At 26.1% G+C, this 22,396-nt stretch carries 20 protein-coding genes and 1 tRNA gene; 6 read left to right on the forward strand and 15 right to left on the reverse strand.

Annotated features, from left to right (window positions below):
• Positions 1-98: 98 nt before the first annotated feature.
• Positions 99-494 (forward strand): Rid family detoxifying hydrolase, encoded by a 396-nt coding sequence (locus U0T63_01690; protein ID XBC39060.1) that lies wholly within the window; start codon positions 99-101, stop codon positions 492-494.
• A 212-nt stretch (positions 495-706) separates the two neighbouring features.
• On the opposite strand, the gene U0T63_01695 is transcribed toward U0T63_01690, so the two are convergent.
• The 13 genes from U0T63_01695 to greA form a co-directional block, all read right to left on the reverse strand.
• Positions 707-2,521 carry a DEAD/DEAH box helicase gene (locus U0T63_01695; GenBank protein ID XBC39492.1) on the reverse strand — a complete coding sequence of 605 codons (1,815 nt, stop codon included), beginning with the start codon at positions 2,519-2,521 and terminating at the stop codon, positions 707-709.
• 504 nt (positions 2,522-3,025) lie between these two features.
• Positions 3,026-5,119, reverse strand: coding sequence for a polyribonucleotide nucleotidyltransferase (gene pnp / locus U0T63_01700; protein ID XBC39061.1), 2,094 nt, complete (start codon positions 5,117-5,119; stop codon positions 3,026-3,028).
• Between the two features lie 252 nt (positions 5,120-5,371).
• Positions 5,372-5,641, reverse strand: coding sequence for a 30S ribosomal protein S15 (gene rpsO, locus U0T63_01705; protein XBC39062.1), 270 nt, complete (start codon positions 5,639-5,641; stop codon positions 5,372-5,374).
• Between the two features lie 113 nt (positions 5,642-5,754).
• Positions 5,755-6,678: a tRNA pseudouridine(55) synthase TruB gene (gene truB, locus U0T63_01710; protein XBC39063.1), complete on the reverse strand. Its 924-nt coding sequence runs from the start codon at positions 6,676-6,678 to the stop codon at positions 5,755-5,757.
• Positions 6,679-6,694: 16 nt separating this feature from the next.
• Positions 6,695-7,069, reverse strand: coding sequence for a 30S ribosome-binding factor RbfA (gene rbfA, locus U0T63_01715; GenBank protein ID XBC39064.1), 375 nt, complete (start codon positions 7,067-7,069; stop codon positions 6,695-6,697).
• Between the two features lie 55 nt (positions 7,070-7,124).
• Entirely contained in the window at positions 7,125-9,731 is a 2,607-nt protein-coding gene (gene infB, locus U0T63_01720) for a translation initiation factor IF-2 (GenBank protein ID XBC39493.1), read from the reverse strand.
• Positions 9,732-9,746: 15 nt separating this feature from the next.
• Positions 9,747-11,234 (reverse strand): transcription termination factor NusA, encoded by a 1,488-nt coding sequence (gene nusA, locus U0T63_01725; GenBank protein ID XBC39065.1) that lies wholly within the window; start codon positions 11,232-11,234, stop codon positions 9,747-9,749.
• Positions 11,235-11,530: 296 nt separating this feature from the next.
• Positions 11,531-11,617 (reverse strand) — tRNA-Leu (locus U0T63_01730).
• A gap of 45 nt (positions 11,618-11,662) precedes the next feature.
• On the reverse strand, positions 11,663-11,899 hold the full coding sequence (gene secG, locus U0T63_01735) for a preprotein translocase subunit SecG (protein XBC39066.1): 237 nt from the start codon (positions 11,897-11,899) through the stop codon (positions 11,663-11,665).
• Between the two features lie 105 nt (positions 11,900-12,004).
• The gene (glmM, locus tag U0T63_01740; GenBank protein XBC39067.1) at positions 12,005-13,342 is read right to left on the reverse strand and encodes a phosphoglucosamine mutase; all 1,338 of its coding nucleotides are present in this window, start codon (positions 13,340-13,342) and stop codon (positions 12,005-12,007) included.
• 361 nt (positions 13,343-13,703) lie between these two features.
• Positions 13,704-15,533: an ATP-dependent zinc metalloprotease FtsH gene (ftsH, locus tag U0T63_01745; GenBank protein ID XBC39494.1), complete on the reverse strand. Its 1,830-nt coding sequence runs from the start codon at positions 15,531-15,533 to the stop codon at positions 13,704-13,706.
• 56 nt (positions 15,534-15,589) lie between these two features.
• Positions 15,590-16,216: an SAM-dependent methyltransferase gene (locus U0T63_01750; protein ID XBC39068.1), complete on the reverse strand. Its 627-nt coding sequence runs from the start codon at positions 16,214-16,216 to the stop codon at positions 15,590-15,592.
• Positions 16,217-16,511: 295 nt separating this feature from the next.
• The gene (greA, locus tag U0T63_01755; protein ID XBC39069.1) at positions 16,512-16,991 is read right to left on the reverse strand and encodes a transcription elongation factor GreA; all 480 of its coding nucleotides are present in this window, start codon (positions 16,989-16,991) and stop codon (positions 16,512-16,514) included.
• 433 nt (positions 16,992-17,424) lie between these two features.
• On the opposite strand from greA, the gene U0T63_01760 reads away from it, so the two are divergent.
• The 5 genes from U0T63_01760 to cgtA all read left to right on the forward strand — a co-directional run bounded on the left by U0T63_01760 (position 17,425) and on the right by cgtA (position 20,980).
• Complete coding sequence (locus tag U0T63_01760) at positions 17,425-17,676, forward strand: BolA/IbaG family iron-sulfur metabolism protein (protein ID XBC39070.1); 252 nt, start codon at positions 17,425-17,427, stop codon at positions 17,674-17,676.
• Positions 17,673-18,923, forward strand: a complete 1,251-nt coding sequence (gene murA, locus U0T63_01765) for a UDP-N-acetylglucosamine 1-carboxyvinyltransferase (protein XBC39071.1) — start codon at positions 17,673-17,675, stop codon at positions 18,921-18,923. Before U0T63_01760 ends, murA begins: the two co-directional genes overlap by 4 nt.
• 309 nt (positions 18,924-19,232) lie before the next feature.
• The gene (rplU, locus tag U0T63_01770; GenBank protein XBC39072.1) at positions 19,233-19,553 is read left to right on the forward strand and encodes a 50S ribosomal protein L21; all 321 of its coding nucleotides are present in this window, start codon (positions 19,233-19,235) and stop codon (positions 19,551-19,553) included.
• 2 nt (positions 19,554-19,555) lie between these two features.
• Positions 19,556-19,813 carry a 50S ribosomal protein L27 gene (gene rpmA / locus U0T63_01775; protein ID XBC39073.1) on the forward strand — a complete coding sequence of 86 codons (258 nt, stop codon included), beginning with the start codon at positions 19,556-19,558 and terminating at the stop codon, positions 19,811-19,813.
• A 147-nt stretch (positions 19,814-19,960) separates the two neighbouring features.
• Entirely contained in the window at positions 19,961-20,980 is a 1,020-nt protein-coding gene (gene cgtA / locus U0T63_01780) for an Obg family GTPase CgtA (GenBank protein XBC39074.1), read from the forward strand.
• 221 nt (positions 20,981-21,201) lie between these two features.
• Here the strand turns inward: cgtA and rpsI are convergent, their stop codons facing one another.
• The gene (gene rpsI / locus U0T63_01785; protein XBC39075.1) at positions 21,202-21,594 is read right to left on the reverse strand and encodes a 30S ribosomal protein S9; all 393 of its coding nucleotides are present in this window, start codon (positions 21,592-21,594) and stop codon (positions 21,202-21,204) included.
• Positions 21,595-21,613: 19 nt separating this feature from the next.
• Positions 21,614-22,042, reverse strand: a complete 429-nt coding sequence (gene rplM / locus U0T63_01790; GenBank protein XBC39076.1) for a 50S ribosomal protein L13 — start codon at positions 22,040-22,042, stop codon at positions 21,614-21,616.
• Positions 22,043-22,396: the final 354 nt, after the last annotated feature.

A 22,396-nucleotide genomic window follows, 5' to 3' on the forward strand; every position in this document is an offset into this window, starting at 1 on the left:
GAAATCAATGACTAATAAAATTGATGTTTTAAATCATTCTTTATATATTTAATAGTAAAAATTTAAAATTAGTAAAATATTTCCAGGAAAATTACACTATGAATACAAACGAATGTAATAAAGATATAGGGTCACATCCTATAGGACCGTATACAACAGCAATACAAGTAGAAAATTTAATTTTCATATCAGGACAAATTTCTAGTTCCATTGATAAAAATAATGAAAATAACAGTATTATACTTCAAACTAAAAATATATTAAAAAATATCAAATGTATTTTAAAAAGATATAATGCTAAAGTTGAAAACGTCATAAAAACTACTTTATTTATAACTGATCTAGAAAAATTAAATATTGTCAATGATACCTACAAAAAGTTTTTTTCAAAATATTCTAATCGTTTCCCTACTAGATCTTGTGTTGAAGTATCTAAATTACCACAAAACTCTTTGATTGAAATCGAAGCTATCGCATATAAAAGTTTGACTTAAAATAAAATATAACAAGGCAAAGAATGTACTCCTTTGCCTTATAAAATAAATATTTATAAAATATGAAAATAAAATTTCTGTAAAATTATATTAAATTAATAACAATTTTTAAAATGTTTTAAAATTATGTTATTTAAGTCAAATAAAATCTGACGTATGTTTTATATAAATAAATTAAAATTTAAACATTTTAATTTCATATATGTAATACATTAAATAACTTTACGATGATAAGAAAGGATATGTTTATTATCTTTATACGTATTTTTAGTGATTTTTGTTTGATCAATTATTTTTTTAGAATTAAAAGATTCTTTATTATAATTTTTTTTCTTATTTCCATATCGATAATTATTTTGATGTTTTACATTATGCAACATTTTCATATTAATTAATTTATTGAGTATTTTAGTATGAGAAAACAATTTTGATAAAACTGTTGATAATTTTTTTGGTAATTCAACTGTAGAATAAGTTGAAAATAATTTAACGCTACCAATATTTTTACTGCTAATGTTCCCCTCATTAGCAATTGCTCCAACAATATGACGTACTTCTACACCATCGTTTTTTCCCACTTCAATTCGATATAAATTCATATTATTATTTTCTTTATTTCCTCGATGAAGTTGAAAATTCTTTTTAGTATCATGATATCGATTAACATAATTTTTACGTTCGATTGTATTTCGAAATGCATACATTGAAATATCAGGTTTAATAATAAGAGGCCGTTCTCCTTGTGCCATTTTCAATAACGCAGCTGCTAACAATTCTATGTCTAATTTTTCTAAAGATATTAACTTAGGTAATAACTTGCGATATTGATCTAGATCTTGACTTTCTAATTGAAATTGTACTTTTTTTGCAAATTTTTCTAATCTACGCTTACTTAAAAATTCAATTTTTGGTAATTTTACTTCTGTCATATTTACTTTCATAATTCGTTCAATATTTCTTAATAAACGTCTCTCTCGATTTTCAACAAATAATAATGCTTTTCCTTTTCTACCTGCTCTTCCTGTACGACCAATACGATGTACATACGATTCTACATCCATAGGAATATCATAGTTAATTACTAAACTTATTCGATCAACATCTAATCCTCTAGAAGCAACGTCAGTGGCTATTAATATATCTAATCTTCCATCTTTTAATTTCTCTAACGTTTGTTCTCTAAGAGATTGATTCATATCTCCATTTAATGCAGCACTGTTATAACCATGATTTCCTAAAGCTTCAGAGACTTCTAATGTCGCGTTTTTAGTTCGTACAAATATGATTGTTGCAGAAAAATCTTCTGCTTCTAAAAAACGTACTAATGCATCAGTTTTTCTACCATATACTATCCAAAACTTCTGTTGAATATCAGGACGTGTAATAGTATTAGATTGAATTTTAATTTCTTTTGGATTTTTCATAAATCTTTTAGAAATTCTTCGAATAGCATCCGGCATGGTAGCTGAAAATAAAGCTGTTTGATGATTCATTGGAATTTGAGACATAATATTTTCTACATCTTCTATAAATCCCATTCTTAACATCTCATCAGCTTCATCTAATACCAAACCATTTAAATTAGATAAATTCAATGTCCCTCTTTTCAAATGATCAAGTAAACGACCTGGAGTACCAACTATAATTTGAGGTCCTTTTCTCAAGATTTTTAATTGCACATCATATTTTTGACCACCATATAACGGTAGTACACGTAATCCAATTAAATTTTTTGAGAAACAAGAAAAAGCCTCAGCAACTTGAACTGCTAGTTCACGAGTAGGTGTTAAAACTAAAATTTGAGGAATTTTTAAATGTAACTTAACATTATTTAATAAAGGTAAAGCAAAAGCAGCAGTTTTTCCACTTCCTGTTTGTGCCATCCCTAATACATCTTGTCCAGATAAAAGGTATGGAATACATGCAGATTGAATAGGAGAAGGTTCAACATATCCTATATCATTCAATGCATTTATGATAGACGAATTTAAACCTAAATTAGAAAATGTTTTTTTATAAGTATAAATCATGTAAAATATATGTGCCTCTTAAGTAACAACGACCAGTTTACATAACTTATAATAAAAATATTTTTTATTTTCATTGGAAAATGTTAACCGGTTCAAAATAGATAATTAAAATACTCATACTCTAAAAAGAGTAATAATAAATTATTTTCATTATATTTCAATAAAATATTTAAATACATATTTTATCAAATATAACTTAATACATATAGAATAAGATTCGAATCGTATTGAACGCTTAAATGCATCTATACATTTAAATTTAAAGTTAATAACTAAAATAGCATTTTGAAACAAATTCTAAATATTACTTTACTAATTTTAAATAGTTATATAGATTAGCTTGAATTAGTACAAGTATTATATTTTAAAGTATAATACAAATATTTCTATAAAATAGAACTTTCAATATTAAAATTTAAATATAATATGTTTTGTTAAAACTTATAAAAATTTTTTAACATATTGTAGTAATACAACATTATTTGTGATACAAATTGAAATTTAATATAAAGATGTTTTATTTTCTTTAATACTTAATCTCAATCTACCTTGCCTATCTATTTCTAATACTTTTACAAATACTTTTTGATTTAACTGAAGATGATCAGCTACTTTCTCTACACGTTTACTAGAAATTTGAGAAATATGAACTAATCCTTCTTTTCCTATTCCAATAGATACAAACGCACCAAAATCAACAATCCGAGTAACTTTACCACTATAAATCTTTCCTACTTTAATTTCAGTTGTAATTTCTTTAATCCTACGAATAGCATTTCTAGCTTTCTCTTGTATCATAGCAGAAATTTTAACTGTTCCATTATCTTCAATTTCGATTGTAGTACCTGTTTCTTCTGTTAACATTCGAATAACTGATCCGCCTTTTCCAATTACATCTTTGATTTTTTCAGGGTTTATTTGAATTGTATGAATACGAGGAGCAAATTCAGAAATATCCCCCCTTGGTAATCTTATCGCTTTTTTCATAATTTTTAAAATATACAACCTAGCTTTTCTTGCTTGATAAAGTGCTAACTTAATAATCTTTTTAGTGATACTATTAATTTTTATGTCCATTTGCAATGCAGTAATACCATTTTTACTTCCAGCCACCTTAAAATCCATATCGCCTAGATAATCTTCATCACCTAAAATATCAGATAAAATTACAAATTTATCTAATTCTTTTACTAATCCCATAGCTACTCCTGCCACTGCTGATGATATTGGAACTCCAGCATCCATAAGAGCTAAAGAAGCACCACATACCGATGCCATAGAAGAAGAACCATTAGATTCCATTATTTCAGAAACAATACGTATTGTATAAGGAAAATTTTCCAACTTCGGCATAACTGCTAATATACTACGTTTTGCTAACTTTCCATGACCTATTTCACGACGCTTGGGAGAACCTACAGTACCTATTTCACCTACTGAATACGGAGGAAAATTATAATGAAATAGAAAGTTGTCTGTCCTATCACCTAACAATTCATCAACGTTTTGAGCATCACGAGATGTTCCCAAAGTAACTGAAACTAAAGATTGTGTATCTCCTCTTGTAAATAATGCAGAACCATGAACTCTAGGTAATATCCCGGTACGTATACGTATCTCACGTATTGCCTCTTTTTCTCTACCATCTATTCTTAATGAATTACTTAAAATACGATTCCGAACAATATCTCTTTCAATGTCTTGAAATAAAGACTGTATTTCTATTTCATTTATAACAAAATCTTCACCAATCAAAGTGGTTATTGTATCAGATTTAATTTTGTTTAACATTTCTAATCTTTTTTTTCTATCTAAAATTTTATATGCATCATCAATATTGCTTTTAGAAAGATCAATAACCCTTAATTTTAAACTTTCATCTATAAGATTTAAATTAGTTTCCCAAGCAGGAATATCTATATCACTCACTAAACTGTTGATATTCTGAATAACTATTTGTTGTTGTTGATGTCCAAAAAAAATAGCTTCTAAAATTCTATCTTCAGATAAAATATTAGCTGCAGCTTCCACCATTAAAATAGATTGCATAGTACCAGATATTACTAAATCTAAATCACTTGACTTAATCTGATCAACATTTGGATTTAATATATATTTATTATTTATATAGCCAACTCTAGCCGCTCCAATAGGTCCAGAAAATGGTAATCCTGATATGCTTAGTGCAGCAGATGCTCCAATTATCGCAATAATATCAGGATTTACTTTTGGATTTAACGAAACTACTGTAGCAATAATTTGTATTTCATCGAAAAATCTTTTTGGAAACAATGGACGAATAGGACGATCAATTAAACGAGCAATTAATATTTCATTTTCACTTGGTCTACCTTCACGCCTAAAAAAACCACCAGGAATACGTCCTGCGGCATAAGTTCTTTCTTGATAACTTACTGTCAACGGAAAAAATTTTTGATCGGATAATACTTTTTTTTGACCAACAACAGTTACGAATACCGAAGTATCATCCATGCTAGCCATTACAGCTGCATTGGCTTGTCTAGCCATTTCACCTGTTTCTAATGTAACAGTATGTTGACCATATTGAAATTTACGTACAATAGGGTTTAACAAAATAATGTCCTTAATATTTTATAATTGACATTTCTATCAAATATGATTTAAAAATTAAAAATTTTATTTGTTTTTAAATAAAATATAAAATATTTAATAAAACACATGAAATGTTTGAAAATAAAATGTTTTTAAAAATATTGTTACTATGTAAATTTCACATTTACTGAAAATCTTTAAAAAGGGCTACCTGCCCTTTTAAAAACATAGTTTTATATATGCATTAAAACAAAACATTTATAATTTTAATTTTTAACGACGTAATTTTAACTGATTAATAATGTATACGTAACGTGATGTATCTTTATTTTTTAAATAATTTAATAACTTTCTACGATGCGATACCATATTTAGTAATCCGCGCCTACTACAGAAATCTTTTTTATGAATAAAAAAATGTTTTTGTAAACAATTAATTTTATATGTTAATAAAGCAATTTGTACCTCAGATCGTCCGCTATCTTTTTTGTTAATACCGAATTTTATAATCAAATCATTTTTTTTTAAGATATCTACAGACATATTATTATACTCCATGTAATGTTTTGCTATTAACAGAAAAATAAAAACTAAGAAATATATTTAATATTTATTATATTACTATTATATAGATCTTGTAAAAAATATCCAGAATACTAATTATCTGAAACTAAACGATAAGGAAATAACTCTCGACATTTATTAACTTTTCCTATTCCAATAAATTGTTTATCTTTTCCTTGTGTTATTCGAAAAAATAAACTATTTGAGTTACAAACAACTTTAATTTTTTTTCCACTTTTTATTGTATGCGCTTCTGTATCAGATACATTTATTTCTGGAAAAATTAATACAGGAGAATCTATAGGAAACAAAATCTTATTTAATTTTTTAAAAAAAATCTTTATTTCAAATTTCTTTAGTGATTTAAGTTGACTTATAGTAACCATACTAGAAGATAAATAATTCCCTACTTGTAACCTATGCAATTTAATTACATGCGCTCCACAACCTAAAGATTCTCCTATATCCTCTATTAAAGTTCTAATATACGTTCCTTTAGAACATATTACTTCTAATTCTAAAAAACAGTTGTCATAATTGATATATTTCAATTGATAAATAGTAATTTTTCGACTTTTTCTAGGAACGATAATTCCTCTTCGAGCATATTTATATAACGATTTACCTTTATATTTTATGGCGGAATACATTGAAGGAGTTTGTTGAATTTCCCCTCGAAAAGAATTTAAAACTTCAACTAACTTTTGAAATACAAAATTTACTGTTCTCGTTCTAATAATTTTACCTTCGGAATCTGATGTATCTGTAGTTTGCCCTAATTTAGCTAAAACACAATAATGTTTTCTAGCTTTAAATAAAAACTGGGAAAATTTAGTTGCTTCTCCACAACAAATTGGTAACATTCCTGTAGCAATAGGATCTAATGATCCTGTATGTCCTGCTTTTTTTATATTTAATATCTTTTTTACTTTCTGTAAAATACCATTAGAAGAAAAACCGCTAGGCTTGTTTATTAATATAATGCCATTAATTCTTTTAAATACATTTAAAGACATTTAACTATCCTTAACGTTAAAGCTTTTTTTTTGCTTCATGCAATAAAGACTTGTTTATCAAATTATTCATTCTTATACCTTTTATTAATGAATCATCATAAAAAAAACTTAAAACAGGAACAACTCTTAAAAAAATTCTCTTAGCTAATATATATCTGATATAGGATGCAGATTTTTGTAGTTTCGAAATAACCTCACTGGAAGAAAACATTGTATCTGTATTAAAAACACTAATATATACTTTGGAATAGTTTAAATCTCGAGAAACTTGTACTTCCGAAACTGTTATTAAAAATTTTAAAAAAAAATTTCCTAAGAAATGTTTAATAACCCATGAAATTTCTTTTTTTAGTTCTTTTGATACACGAAGAGAACGGTTAGACTGTAACATTTAAAATGCTCTCCAATCATTTCTTAAAAATTAGAAAATTAACAATATTTATGTTTTATTTAATTTCTAACGTACAAAACGCTTCTATTAAATCATTAATACAAATATCATTATAATTTTTTATTCCGATACCACATTCTATTCCCTTTTTTACTTTATTTACATCTTCTTTAAATCTTTTTAAAGATTCTAACTCTCCATTATAAATTACTTTGTTATTTCTTATTATTTGAATTAAATCATTTCGTCGAATTATGCCTTCAAGTACTGTACATCCAGCTATATTTCCAAATTTTCGAGATTTAAACGTATTTCTTACTTTAGCTAATCCTAAAGTTTTCTTTTTATGCTTAGGAGACTTCATTCCATGCATAGCTTTTTTAACTTCATCAAAAATATGATATATTACTGAATAACATCGACAATTCAAATTTTCTACTTCAATAATCCGTTTTGCAGAAGATTCAAGTTTAACATTAAATCCTATAATAATAGAATTTGAAGCTAACGCTAATGATGCATCAGTTTCTGTAATATTCCCTACTCCTTTTCCTATAATTTTTACTTTTATATCCTTGTTAGATAATTCCTGTAAAGAATTAGAGATAGCTTCTAAAGATCCTTGAACATCTGACTTTAAAATAATGTTAAAATTCAATAAATTATCCCGTTTTATATTTTTAAAGATATCAGATAATTTAAAATCTTTTTTATTAGAAAAAAGATTTTCTTTAATTTTTTTTTGACGATATAAAGCCACTTCTCTAGCATCTTTTTCATGTTTAACTACGATAATTTTGTCTCCAGAAATAGGAATTCCTGACAATCCTAAAATTTTAACTGGAATAGAAGGACTAGCGGATTGAATTTCTTTATTTTTTAAATCTTTCATAACGCGAATTTTCCCATATTCTAATCCACATAGTACTATATCTCCTTTATTTAATGTACCTTCTTGTATTAAAATAGTAGCACTAGGTCCATTTCCTTTATCCAAAGATGCTTCAATTACCGATCCTGTAGCCATACCTTCAAACGTTGCTTTTAATTCTAACATTTCAGACTGTATTAAAATAGATTTTAACAAATCTTCAATACCTTCACCTGATTTAGCTGAAATATGAACAAAAATATTTTCACCGCCCCATTCTTCTGGAACAATGTTATGTTTTATTAGTTCATTTTTAACTTTTTCAGGTTCTGAGTCCAATTTATCTATTTTGTTTATTGCTACTAATATAGGTACAGATGCTGCTTTAGCATGTTGTATTGCTTCTATTGTTTGAGGCTTAACACCATCATCTGCAGCTACTACTAACACTACTATATCAGTAACCTTTGCACCTCGAGCTCTCATAGCAGTAAAAGCTGCATGACCCGGAGTATCTAAAAACGTAATAATTTTATTATTTACTGTAATATGATAAGCACCTATATGTTGTGTTATCCCTCCTGATTCTTGAGAAGCAACTTTAGTTAGTCTAATATAATCTAACAATGATGTCTTTCCGTGATCAACATGACCCATAATAGTTACTATAGGAGGACGGGTTTCTACATTTTTCTTATTAACATTACGATTTTCCATAATTTTTTTTTCTAATTCATTTTCATAACATATGGTAACTTTATGTCCCATTTCTTCTGCTACTAATTGTGCTATATCTCTATCTAAACTTTGATGAGCAGTTGTTATTATGTAACCTAGTTGGGTCATAACATTAATCAATTTAGAACTTTTTATTGCCATTTTATTGGCTAATTCAGATATCGTAATAATACTTCCAATGGTTACATTTCTATTCACTATAGAAGATGGTTTTTTAAAGATTTGCTTTAATGTACTATTTTTATAGTGTTCATTATTTTTTTGTACACGAACAGATTTTCTTATATTTTCTAAATTTTTTGTTCTTTCAATATTTTTTTGACGATGTACTTTTATTTTATTTTTTTTATCGTTTAATCGAGTATTAAATGTAATATTGTTATTAACACTATTATTTATATAATCAGTTTGAAATATGTGTTTCTTAACATGACGTTTATCATTTGTTAAAAACTTTCCTTTATTATTATTTTTATTTGCTTGTTTTTTTTCAATATCAAAGTTTTGTACACTTAAGTTACTCTTTAATTTCGTTTTTTTTAAAAATATTTTTTTGTTTCCAACAAGATTAGGAATATTAGATATTTTTCTTTTATTATTTTCAAACATTTTGTGTGAACTACTTAAAATACGACCATCTTGAAAGCTATTCTTATAAGAATGATCTTTATTTCTATTATTTTGATTTCGAGTTAATTGAACATTATTTAAATTTTTTTTAACTATTTCGTTAGTAGTTTTTAATGTTTTACTTTTTAATGTTTCATCACATTTTGAATATATTTTCTTTTTTCTAATTTCAACATGTATGTACTTATTTTTTCCCCCTGAATTAGGTATACTTAGAGTACTTCTAGTTTTCCTTTTTAAAATTAATGTATTTTTAGAAATAGAATTAATATTTTTTAAATATTCTTCTAAAACTTTTTTTTCGTATTTCGAAATGTAATTATATTTTGTTTTTATAATTCCGGCTTTTTTACATTGTTGTATTAACTTTTCTATTGAAATTTTCATTTCATTAGCTAATTTTTCTATTTTAATTTCCATAATTATATTGATTCCTTCTTAAGTCTTATCACTAAACCAACATATATTACGCGCTTCCATAATTAAATCACCAGCAGTTTTCATGTTGAGTTCTTCAATATCGATTAGATCATCTACACTTTGATCAGCAAGTTCTTCTAAATTAAAAATATTTTTCTTTACTAATTTAAAAGCTATTATTTTATTTATTCCTTTCAATTTTAATAATTCTGGTTCTGGCTCTTTTTGTTCTGGTCCTTTTTTATTTTCTTCCTGCATTAGAATTAAAGATTTTCTTGCTTCTTCTCGAATTAAAGAAGCTAACTTTTTATCAACACCACTAACATTGAGTAATTCTTCAATTGGAACATAAACTAATTCTTCTAATGAAGAAAAACCTTCTCTAATTAAAATCTTTAAAATTTTTTCATCTATTTTTAAGTATTTTTTAAAAACATTCAAAATTTTATCAACTTCTTTTTGATGTTTTAATGTTAAATCATCAATTGTCATAACATTAATTTCCCATCCGCTTAAATGAGAAGCTAATCTAACATTTTGTCCATTTCTTCCAATAGCTTGCGCTAAGTTTCCAGAATGTACAGCAATATCCATAGTGTGTTTGTCTTCATCCATTACAATAGAAGAAACATCAGCTGGAGCCATAGAGTTAATAACAAATTGAGCAGGATCATCATCCCAAAGCACTATATCAATACGTTCACCACATAATTCACTAGATACTGCTTGAACTCGGGCTCCTCTCATCCCAACACATGCTCCCACTGGATCTATTCTTTTATCATTACTCTTTACCGCAATTTTAGCTCTTGACCCTGGATCACGAGCTGCTGCTTTAATTTCGATAATTTTTTCTCCTATTTCTGGAACTTCAATTTTAAATAATTCGATTAACATTTCAGGTTTTGATCTACTTACAAATAATTGAGCACCTTTTGATTCAGGATGAACTGCATAAAGAACACCTTTAATACGATCACCTATTCTGAAATTCTCTCTTGGTAACATATCTTCTTTAAGAATCAATGCCGAAGCATTATTACCTAAATCTAAAGTGATACTATCTCTATGAATTTTTTTTACTATTCCTGTTATAATCTCTCCAGAATGATTTCTAAATTGATCTACGATCATTGCTCTTTCTGCTTCTCTTACTTTTTGAACAATAACTTGTTTTGCTGTTTGAGTAGTTATTCTATCAAATGTAACTGATGACATTTTATCTTCTATATAATCATTAACTTTTATTAAGTCATTTTCAAAACGAGCAGCTTCTAATGTAATTTCTTTTGTCGGATGTAATACCTCGTTAACAACTAGCCAACGACGAAATGTTTCAAAACTTCCATCTTTTCGATTAATTTTCACTCGAACATTAATATCTTGATTGTGTTTCTTTTTAGTTGCTATTGCTAACGCACTTTCTAAAACCTCAAAAATTTTTTCACGTGATAAAGATTTCTCATTAGAAACAACTTCCACAACAGCTAAGATTTCTTTATTCATCTTAGTTTTACCTCAATTTATATAATAACATTGTGGAATTAAAATTACTGTATTATGCATACCTCTAAAATAAAAATATATTTATTATAATAATTTATAAATATTTCATAAACTCACATGTAATATTTAAAAATAATTATTTTTATGGATTTTTAAAATTTAGAAACAATTCTATTATTATTTTTAATTTTTCTTTGTATGTTTGTCTGAATATAACAAAATCTCCATTTACAGAGATTTTGTTATATTCAGACAAACATACAAAGAAAAATTAAAAATAATAATAGAATTGTTTCTACCGAGGACGGGACTCGAACCCGCAAACTAAGAAATTAAGTACTATCCCCTCAAGATAGCGTGTTTACCTGTTCCACCACCTCGGCATCATTAATTTAAATTTAAAAACTTTTTAAAATATATTTTTATAATTATACAATAGTATTGTAACTAATATTACATATTATTAAACTAATCAAAAAAAATAAAAAAGCAAATATACCTATCACTTTAGTTAATGTGTTATCGCTATAATAAGTGATTTCACGATTGCGAGATCCTGATATAGAACTAGAATATGAATCACCATCCTGATCATTTTGAACCATAATTAAAACAACAAGAAAAATACAAATAAAAATAAAAACACATACAAAAAAATTATACATACATCATTCCTAAACTTTATAAAATTCCACATTAAAACTAATATTTAAAAGCTAAAATTTATATATTTTAAAAAACTTCAAATTTTAAAAATCAATAATACTGTTTTAAATTCCAATATGTTTTACCTTTTCTTTTATTTGATCAGATATATACTTAACAACATTTTTATCTTCGTCTTCTACTATTATTCTAAAACATGTCTCCGTTCCTGATTCTCTTAAATAGATCCTCCCAAATTTACTCAAAATATTTTGATATTTAAAAATTAAAATTCGTATTTTTTCATACTTTAAAAGATAATTTTGTCTTTCAAACTTTATATTAATCATTACAAAAGGAAAAAACCGTATTTCAGAGCATAATTCAAAAAGGTTCATACGATAATCAATCATAATTTTTATAATTTGCAAACTAGTCACTATTCCATCACAAAACGGCAATTTATCCAACATAATAACATGTCCAGAACTTTCTGCACCAAATCTCCAATTCTTGTCTTTCAACTTTTTTATTACATTTACATCACCTACTTTTGATATAGCAAACGGAATACCTAATTTTTTTAATCCTATCAATAATCCTCGATTACTCATTTTTGTTACAACTACGCCTTCTTTTTTAAAATGTCGAAACAAATAAAATTTTGCTAATATATATAGAATTTTATCACCATCTACTTTATTTCCTAAATGATCAATCATAATTACACGATCACCATCACCATCCAACGCTAATCCAAAATCTGCTTTTTCAAGTAATACTATGTTTTTTAAATTATTTGTATTTACTGATCCACAATTTTTATTAATGTTATATCCATTTGGAGATGCAAAAATAACTCTCAAACGTGCACCAAAATCTCTAAAAATCTTAGGAGCTATTTTATAAGTAGAACCATTAGCGCAATCTAATACAATTTTAAAATTTTTTAAACTAAAACATCTTGGAAATAATGATTTACAGAATGTAATATATTTTTTATGAATAGAATATGCTCTTTTAATAGAAGAAAAATTAGATAAATTTTTAAAAGAAAAAGGTTTTCCTAAACTATTCTCAATTTTTTTTAATTTAGAAGAAATTTTAACACCATTTTTAAAAAATAATTTTATACCATTATCTTGAAATAAATTATGCGAAGCCGATATTATTATCCCTAATTCTAATTTAAGTAATTTTGTTAAATATCCTACAGCTGGAGTAGAAATTCTCCCTAAAGATATAACAGAAACTCCAGAAGTAGATAATCCTGAATTTAATGCTGCTTCTAATGCAAAACTAGACTTACGAGTATCTATTCCAACTATTACCTTTTTTCGACTATGCCTAAAAAGCAAATTTCCTAAAATAAATCCAAATTTTAAGAAAAAATCAGGAGTAATAGGAAATTCACCAACTTTCCCTCGAATACCATCAGTTCCAAAATACTTTCCAATATTCAAATGTGCATCCTATAGTTAATAATATAAATTATTATATAATAACAAATGATTATAACTTATACATTCAAACGTAAATATATAAAATTTTTAATTTTCTACAATTATTTTAAAATACTTTAAACACATAAAACTATTTTTTTACAATCTCACTTCTACAACATTTATTGTATATCGAATTTCAAGCTATCTCTCAATATTAATTTAAACTTAAGAGATAGCGCACAATATTAAAAAATTTCTACATATAAATTTTTTATAAACTTAAATTAATTTGAGAAATAAAATTAACTATGTTACAAAAAACTAAATACATACTAAAACTATATTAAAGTTACAAATATAACTTTTTAGAAACACCATTTTAATTGTTATTCTCGTGCCATCCTGCCGGAATTCTCATAGATTTTCGTTCCATTAAATCATTAATTTGATTACAATCAATTGTTTCATATTTGATCAATGCATCTTTCATTGCATGAAGTATATCTAAATTGTCGTATAATATAGTTCTAGCTCTTTGGTAGTTTTTTTCTATTAACAATTTTACTTCTTCATCAATAATTCTTGCTGTTTCATTTGACATATGTTTTGATTTTACTACTGTTTTTCCCAAAAATATTTCTCCTTCTTCTTCAGAATATAGAAGAGGACCTAATTTTTTTGAAAATCCCCATTGAGTAATCATATTTCTAGCTAAACGTGTTGCAATTTTTATATCATTAAAAGCACCAGTAGAAACGTTCTCAATACCATAAATTATTTCTTCTGCTAGTCTACCTCCATATAAAGTAGATATTTGACTTTCTAATTTATTTTTACTAATACTTAATATATCATCTTTTGGTAAAAAGAAAGTCACCCCTAATGCTCTCCCTCTAGGAATAATAGTTACTTTATGCACGGGATCATGCTCTGGAACTAATCTACCTACAATAACATGACCTGCTTCATGGTACGCTGTAGATTCACGTTGTTTCTTTGTTATTACCATAGACTTTCTTTCGGTTCCCATGACAATTTTATCTTTCGCTTTTTCAAAATCTAACATAGATACTACTTGACTGTTAGTCCTAGCCGCTGATAATGCTGCTTCATTAACTAAATTTGCTAAATCAGCCCCAGAAAATCCAGGTGTTCCTCGAGCAATAATCATAGAATCCACATCAGCATCTAAAGGTACTCTTTTCATATGAACCTTAAGTATGTGAGAACGCCCTCTAATATCAGGTAATGCTACAAAAATTTGACGATCAAACCTCCCAGGTCTTAAAAGAGCAGGATCTAAAACATCTGGTCGATTCGTGGCAGCAATTAGAATTATTCCTTCATTACCATCAAAACCATCCATTTCTACTAACATTTGATTTAATGTTTGCTCACGCTCATCATGACCACCTCCTAGTCCAGTACCTCTTTGTCTACCTACTGCATCTATTTCATCGATAAAGATTATACATGGAGCAGACTTTCTAGAATGCTCAAACATATCACGCACTCTTGATGCTCCTACTCCTACAAACATTTCTACAAAATCAGATCCAGAAATAGTAAAAAAAGGAACTTTAGCTTCACCTGCAATAGCTTTCGCTAACAAAGTTTTTCCAGTTCCTGGAGGGCCAATCATTAACACCCCTTTTGGAATTTTTCCACCTAATTTCTGAAATCTACTAGGTTCTCTAAGATAATCAACTAACTCTTTTACTTCAGATTTTGCTTCATCACAACCAGCAACATCAGAAAAAGTTATAGTTATTTGATCTTCAGATAACATCCTAGCTTTACTTTTTCCAAAAGACATGGCACCCTTTCCACCACCAAATTGCATTTGACGCATAAAAAAGACCCAGATTCCAATTAACAACAACATGGGAAACCATGAAATAAAGATAGAAGTTAGAAAACTCGGCTCTTCTTGTACCTCTCCTGTAATCTTAACGTTTTTTACTAATAAGGTGTCAAGCAACTTAGGATCATTCATAGGAACATAAGTTACATATTTTGTATTATCTTTTTTTATTACACTAATTTCACGACCATTAATATGCGTTTCACGAATTTGATCTTGATTTACTTCTGATAAAAAAGTAGAATAATCAACTTTTCTATAACTCGAATTAATAGAGCTAAAATTTTGAAATATAGACATTAATATAACTGCAATTACTAACCAAAGAATCAAATTCTTAACCATATCACTCAAGAGATTAACCTCATAAATTTAAGACTATTAAACAAAAATATTAAAAACTATATTTTTCGTCCAAACGCTATAATATATACTTCTCTAGAATTTGTGCGAGAAGCTTGTGGTTTAAAGATTTTTACTTTAATAAAAAAATCAAAAAATTTTTTGACCAATATATTAAACTGACTTCCATGAAATGACTTTACTAATACAATTCCATTGTTTGATAATATTTTTTTAGATATCTTTAAAACTAACTTATTTAAATTTATAAAACGACAATGGTCAATGCAATGAAACCCACTCATATTAGGAGACATATCTGACATAATTAAATCTATTTTTGTATTATTTAAATGAGACAAAAAAAAATTTAAAAAACTACGATTTCTAATGTCTCCTTGAATAAAAGATACAGCCTTAATTGGCATCATAGGTAACATATCACATGCAATAATACGTCCCCTTTTTCCTACTTTTTCACTAGCATATTGTGACCAACCACCTGGAGAAGAACCTAAATCAACAACTTGCATACCTTTTTTAAATAATTTAATAGTACTATGAATCTGATCTAACTTAAAATAAGATCGAGAACGAATATTGTTCTTATGAGCCATAATAACATACTGATCTTGAATATGCCGTCTTATCCATTTTTTTGAACTTAAAGAGCTTGGCTTTGACATTAAAACCACTTTTAAAAATAATTATGTATAATTTAACGTGAACAATAATATGTGCTTACAAAATATTAAAATTTTAAAAAAACCTTTTAGAAATCATAAAACAAACATAAAAACATATTAAAAATTTTTAATAAAATAGCACAATATTTTAATACTAATTAATTATATTTATAATATTGAAACATATTATATCAAAGTAAAACTTTTCTCAAAGAGAATAAGGCTATTTTACTTCAACAAAGATATAACGTTCTTACTAATCGTAGAAAATTAAAATGATATAGTTAAAATTATATCAAATATACTCTATATTTTCTATTTTATATCTTACATTCCCTGAAGGAGTGTGAATTATAGAAATATCATTAATTTTTTTTCCAATTAATCCTCGAGCCATAGGAGAATTAATAGAAATTAAATTTAATTTAAAGTTTGATTCGTCATCTCCTACAATTTTATATATGAACCTTTTTGTAGTACTTAGGTTAAGTATAGTCACTGTAGAACCAAACACAATAGTTCCATTGTTTTTCAAACGAGAAACGTCAATTATTTGAGCTCTAGACAGTTTTAATTCAATTTCTTTAATCCTTCCTTCGCAAAAACTCTGTTCTTCTTTTGCTGCATGATATTCTGCATTCTCCTTTAAATCACCATGTTGTCTAGCCTCTATAATAGAAGCTATAATTTTAGGTCTTTTTATCCTTTTGAGAATATCTAATTCTTTTTTAAGCTTTTTAATACCTGATGCCGTCATTGGATTTAAATCATTCATATTAATTCCTTTAAATATACTTTAAAATAAATTCCAAAATACTATTAAAGTTAACTTTACATTCAAAACATCTTTAAAATTTGTTATAATTAAAACACATAATCTTAAAATTTTAAAAAATTAAAGCTCAAAAAGTTACATTTGTTTTATAAAATAGCAGTGAATTCAATTTAATTGCAATTAAAACGTGTAGTGATAATCATTAAACAATATTTAAATATTATTAAAAATAACCAAAAAGGTTAACAAAATCTTAAATAGATTACCAAAATAATTACATTAACAAAATTGAGATAATTTAAGAAATTAAAACTTCAATTTTAAAATGCATTTTAAAAATATCAATGTTAAAATATAATCATATGTTTTGTCATAACAAAAAGCTATATTAATAAGACATGTTATTACACTAAAATTAAACGGGACGAAATTTATGATTACGAAAGAAATTCAAAATTTATTAAAAACATCTCTGTCTCTCAAAGAAATTAAAGTAAAAGGGGACACAAAACATCTAGAAATAATAGCCATTGATAATATTTTTCAAAATAAAAGTGAAGTAGAAAAACAAAAAATAATCTATACACAATTAATGAATTATATTACAGAAAACAAAATTCATTCCATTTCAATAAAAACATATTCTATACAAGAATGGAAAAATAAAAAAATTACTAAAAAATGAAAACATGCTATATAACTGGACCAACTAACCTTTTTGGAGAAATTAAAATATCTGGTTCTAAGAATTCTGCTTTGCCTATATTATTAATATCTATATTATCTAAAGAACCGATAGAACTACATAATATTCCAAAAATTCAAGACACCATAAATGTAATAAAAATGCTAGAAAAACTAGGAGTTGAAGTAAAAATTAAAAAAGAAATATATCTTAATGCTAATCAAGCAAAACTTTGTACAATTCCTCAATATATTACTAAAAAAACACGCGCTTCTATTTGGATATTAGGTCCCTTACTAGCAAGATTTGGATACGCAAAAGTATTTTTTCCTGGAGGATGTGACATAGGAAAAAGAAAAATTAATTTACACATTTTTGGATTAACTAAATTAGGAGCTAATATTACTGTATATGATAACTACATAATTGGAATGGTAACAGGAAAGTTAAAAGGAACTAACATCATACTTTCAAAATACAGCGTAGGAGCTACCATTACAATTATGAGCACAGCTACTTTAGCTCTTGGAATAACTATAATTTCTAATGCTGCACTAGAACCAGAAATTATTGACGTTGCAAACTTTCTTAACAACTTAGGAGCTAAAATTATAGGAGCAGGTAGCACAAAAATTATCATACAAGGAGTTTCCAAACTTTATGGAGGAAAATATAAAATTATACCAGACAGAATTGAAACAGGAACTTTCTTAATAGCAGCAGCTATTTCTCATGGAAATGTTATTTGTTATAATACCAGACCAAAAATGTTAACATTTTTATTAAAAAAATTAACTCAAACAGGAGCTATAATACAAACTGGAAATGACTGGATTAGCTTGAATATGACCAATAGATATCTTAAAGCTACTAACATTATAACTTCTCCATATCCAGGCTTTCCTACAGATATGCAAGCACAATTTACATTGTTAAACCTAATATCTTATGGTACTAGTATAGTAACTGAAACTATATTTGAAAATCGTTTTATATATGTTCAAGAACTCAAAAAAATGGGCGCAATAGCAAAAATTAGAAAAAATTCCATTACATGTTATGGTGTAAAAAAATTAAAATCAGCGGAAATAATTGCATCAGATTTAAGAGGATCTGCTAGTTTAATATTAGCTGGATGTATTGCATATGGAAAGACAACTGTAAAAAATTCTCATATTGTAAAAAGAGGATACGAAAAATTTTTTAAGAAACTAAAAACATTAGGAGCTAATATAAAACATATATAAGTGTTACATATTTTCAATCTCTAACGTTTAAAATTTATAAATTTTGGTATTTTGTAAACATAGATACATATAACATTAAGCTATATTTACAATGCTATTGTATTATATCTTAGAATATTTATCATTAAATTCGTTGAAAATTATTTTGATAACATTCTAAAATGTATTGTTTATTTTAAAAAATATTTTAATTAATTTATTTCTGATATATATGTAAAATGCATATAAAAGTATATTAAAAATTTTAAAATTCTAATTCAATCAATATTCAAAATATAATTCTTACATAAAACTAAATGGAACAAATGCATGTACGCAATTTTTACACATGGCGGAAAACAATACAAAGCTGAATCAGGAAAAATCATTAAATTAGAAAAACTAAATTGTAGTTTAAAACAAGAAATAAAAATTGACAATATTTTAATGATCTCTGATGGAAATAAAATCACTATAGAGAAAAAAGAACTTCTTAAATTTTTTATATTAGCAAACATTAAAAATCATGGACGTGATAAAAAAGTTAAAATTATAAAATTTAATCGAAGAAAACACTCTAAAAAACAACAAGGTCATCGTCAACATTTTACTAAAATTTTAATTACAAATATTTGCAAAAATAAGGAATAAATATGGCTCATAAAAAAGCAGGGGGATCAACTAGAAATGGAAGAGATTCTCATTCAAAAAGATTGGGTGTAAAACATTTTGAAGGTGAAACAATACCTTCTGGAAGCATTATAGTTCGTCAAAGAGGAACTAAATTTCATGCTGGAAAAAATGTAAAATGCGGAAGAGACCATAGCTTATTTTCAACTTTACATGGAAAAGTAAAATTTCAAGTAAAAGGAAAAAAATGTAAAAAATATATTAATGTTATTCCAATCTAGTCATAATTCTTAATTTCATGTACAAATAAAGTAATGTTTCTATAAATACATCTTAGTTTGTACATGAAATTAAATTAAATTCTAAAACTACTTTTTCGAATGAATATAATACAAACCGTTTTACAAAAACATTTAAGGATACTAAAAATGAAATTTTTAGATCAAGTAATAATTAACGTTATTGCAGGAAATGGAGGAAATGGATGTATTAGTTTTAGAAGAGAGAAGTATATTCCAAAAGGAGGACCTGATGGAGGAGATGGAGGAAACGGAGGCCATGTTTGGATAAAATCAACTAGAAACTTAAATACTTTAATTGATTTTAAATATAAAAAATATTTTAAAGCTAATAATGGTGAAAATGGAAGAAACAAAAAAAAATCTGGAAAAAAAGGAAAAGATATAACAATTCAAGTACCAATAGGAACAAGAATTATTAATAATGATACGAATGAAATAATAGAAGATATAATAGATGACAACAAATATGTTTTAATAGCTAAAGGTGGCTGGCATGGATTAGGTAATACAAGATTTAAATCTTCAACTAATAGAACACCTAGAAAATGTACTTCTGGAACTAAAGGAGAAGAAAGAAAAATTAAATTAGAATTGATATTACTAGCTGATGTAGGCACATTAGGTCTACCTAATTCTGGAAAATCTACTTTAGTAAGCCACGTATCTCAAGCAAAAACTAAAATAGCAAACTATCCTTTTACAACACTTCAACCAGTATTAGGAACTGTAAAAATTAAAAAACACAAAAAATTCGTAATCGCCGATATACCTGGTTTAATTACAGGAGCATCAAAAGGCTATGGACTTGGAATTAAATTTTTGAAACATTTAGAAAGATGTCACTTATTACTTCATATTATTGATATTTCTATTAAAAAAAAATCTAATATTTTAAAAAATATCAAAACCATACTAAAAGAAATACAAAACTATAATAGATTTCTATGTAAAAAACCAACTTGGATTGTCTTTAATAAAATTGATTTATTAAAAAAAAATGAAATTAATAACGTTGTTACATTTGTAAAAAATAATTTAAAAAATATACAACCATTATATTTAATCTCATCCATTAAAAACAATGGGATTAAAAAAATGTGTCAAGATATTTCAAAATTTTTAAAAAAATTAACTTCTAAAACATAAAATTTAATATAAAAATAAAAAAGATTTTCCTTCATTTTAAATACACAATATATTTAATGTATTCAATAAATTTAAATAATTAATAAAATTTTAGACGCATATATAACTACATATGGAATGTCCAAATTTAGAATATGTCTCATTAAATAATGAGAATAACCCGGTTTCATTCCGGGCAACTAATATTTACAATTGTAACACTATCTTAATGTAATAAAATATTAACGTTTAGAAAATTGAGGACGTTTTCTTGATTTTCTAAATCCTACTTTCTTTCTCTCTACTTTACGAGAATCACGAGTAACAAATCCAGATTTTCTTAACTCGCTTCTAAAAGAAGAATCAAAATCTATTAAAGCACGAGTAATACCATGGCGAATAGCACCAACTTGTCCTGAAATTCCCCCACCTTTTACAGTAATGTATAAATTACATTTATATAACATATCAACAAGTTCTAAAGGTTGTTTTATTATCATAATAGTTGTTTTGCGACAAAAATAACTTTCTAATATACGATTATTAATTATTATTTTTCCAGTTCCAGAACTTAGAAAAACACGAGCAGAAGAACTTTTTCTGCGACCAGTACCATAATTATACATTTGACTCATTACCAGTACTTCCTCCTTACTAAACCGTTAATATATCAGGATTTTGTGCTATGTGAGCATGACTTTCATTAGAATATACTTTGAGTTTTTTAAACATTTTTCGGCCAAGAGGACCTTTTGGAAGCATACCTTTTACAGCTATCTCAATTACTCTAGTAGGAAAATCACGCATCATATCTTTTAAAATTACTTTTTTAATTCCACCTATATAACCTGTATGACGATAGTAGACTTTATTAGTATATTTTTTCCCAGTAACTATTATTTTACTGGCATTAATAACAATTAAGTAGTCACCTACATCAACATGTGGAGTATATTCTACTTTATTTTTTCCACGCAATCGACTGGCAATAAAAGAAGCTAACCTTCCTAAAATTTTTCCAGTAGCATCAATACAATACCAAGATCTTCGTATATTTTCATGTTTAGCAGAATAACTTTTCATAATTAATTATCCAAATAAAATTGTTTTCTTTAAATTTTCATAAAAACTTTATATTGTAAATAATATCTTAAATATTAATAATTTAATAGCATTTTAAAAGTAATGAAACATAATTATAACTATAAATAAAATTGATGTAATTTAAATAAAATTCGAACATAATTCTAAAACTAAATTAAAATAATAATAAAGTTATTGAAGTAAATATATCTTATATTAAACTTCTCATAATACTTTAATATTATATAAGAACTATAAACTAAAAAATTTTTATAATTCTAATTTAATATCACTGTCATTTTATTAATATTTAAAATAATTAATTGTTAAAAACAAAAATAAATGTCATTTATC

Source organism: Buchnera aphidicola (Nurudea shiraii) (assembly GCA_039829955.1).
Taxonomy (GTDB): Bacteria; Pseudomonadota; Gammaproteobacteria; order Enterobacterales; family Enterobacteriaceae; genus Buchnera_B; species Buchnera_B aphidicola_AY.

What these genes read in the sequence shown, in the direction of transcription:
- U0T63_01750 (XBC39068.1), bottom strand. Translation starts at nt 16,216, where the DNA reads ATGTCAAAGCCAAGCTCTTTAAGTTCAAAAAAATGGATAAGACGGCAT.
- ftsH (XBC39494.1), bottom strand. Translation starts at nt 15,533, where the DNA reads ATGGTTAAGAATTTGATTCTTTGGTTAGTAATTGCAGTTATATTAATG.
- murA (XBC39071.1), top strand. Translation starts at nt 17,673, where the DNA reads ATGAAAACATGCTATATAACTGGACCAACTAACCTTTTTGGAGAAATT.
- nusA (XBC39065.1), bottom strand. Translation starts at nt 11,234, where the DNA reads ATGAATAAAGAAATCTTAGCTGTTGTGGAAGTTGTTTCTAATGAGAAA.
- greA (XBC39069.1), bottom strand. Translation starts at nt 16,991, where the DNA reads ATGAATGATTTAAATCCAATGACGGCATCAGGTATTAAAAAGCTTAAA.
- truB (XBC39063.1), bottom strand. Translation starts at nt 6,678, where the DNA reads ATGTCTTTAAATGTATTTAAAAGAATTAATGGCATTATATTAATAAAC.
- U0T63_01690 (XBC39060.1), top strand. Translation starts at nt 99, where the DNA reads ATGAATACAAACGAATGTAATAAAGATATAGGGTCACATCCTATAGGA.
- rpsI (XBC39075.1), bottom strand. Translation starts at nt 21,594, where the DNA reads ATGAGTCAAATGTATAATTATGGTACTGGTCGCAGAAAAAGTTCTTCT.
- rpmA (XBC39073.1), top strand. Translation starts at nt 19,556, where the DNA reads ATGGCTCATAAAAAAGCAGGGGGATCAACTAGAAATGGAAGAGATTCT.
- cgtA (XBC39074.1), top strand. Translation starts at nt 19,961, where the DNA reads ATGAAATTTTTAGATCAAGTAATAATTAACGTTATTGCAGGAAATGGA.
- U0T63_01760 (XBC39070.1), top strand. Translation starts at nt 17,425, where the DNA reads ATGATTACGAAAGAAATTCAAAATTTATTAAAAACATCTCTGTCTCTC.
- rbfA (XBC39064.1), bottom strand. Translation starts at nt 7,069, where the DNA reads ATGTTACAGTCTAACCGTTCTCTTCGTGTATCAAAAGAACTAAAAAAA.
- secG (XBC39066.1), bottom strand. Translation starts at nt 11,899, where the DNA reads ATGTATAATTTTTTTGTATGTGTTTTTATTTTTATTTGTATTTTTCTT.
- rplM (XBC39076.1), bottom strand. Translation starts at nt 22,042, where the DNA reads ATGAAAAGTTATTCTGCTAAACATGAAAATATACGAAGATCTTGGTAT.
- rplU (XBC39072.1), top strand. Translation starts at nt 19,233, where the DNA reads ATGTACGCAATTTTTACACATGGCGGAAAACAATACAAAGCTGAATCA.
- rpsO (XBC39062.1), bottom strand. Translation starts at nt 5,641, where the DNA reads ATGTCTGTAGATATCTTAAAAAAAAATGATTTGATTATAAAATTCGGT.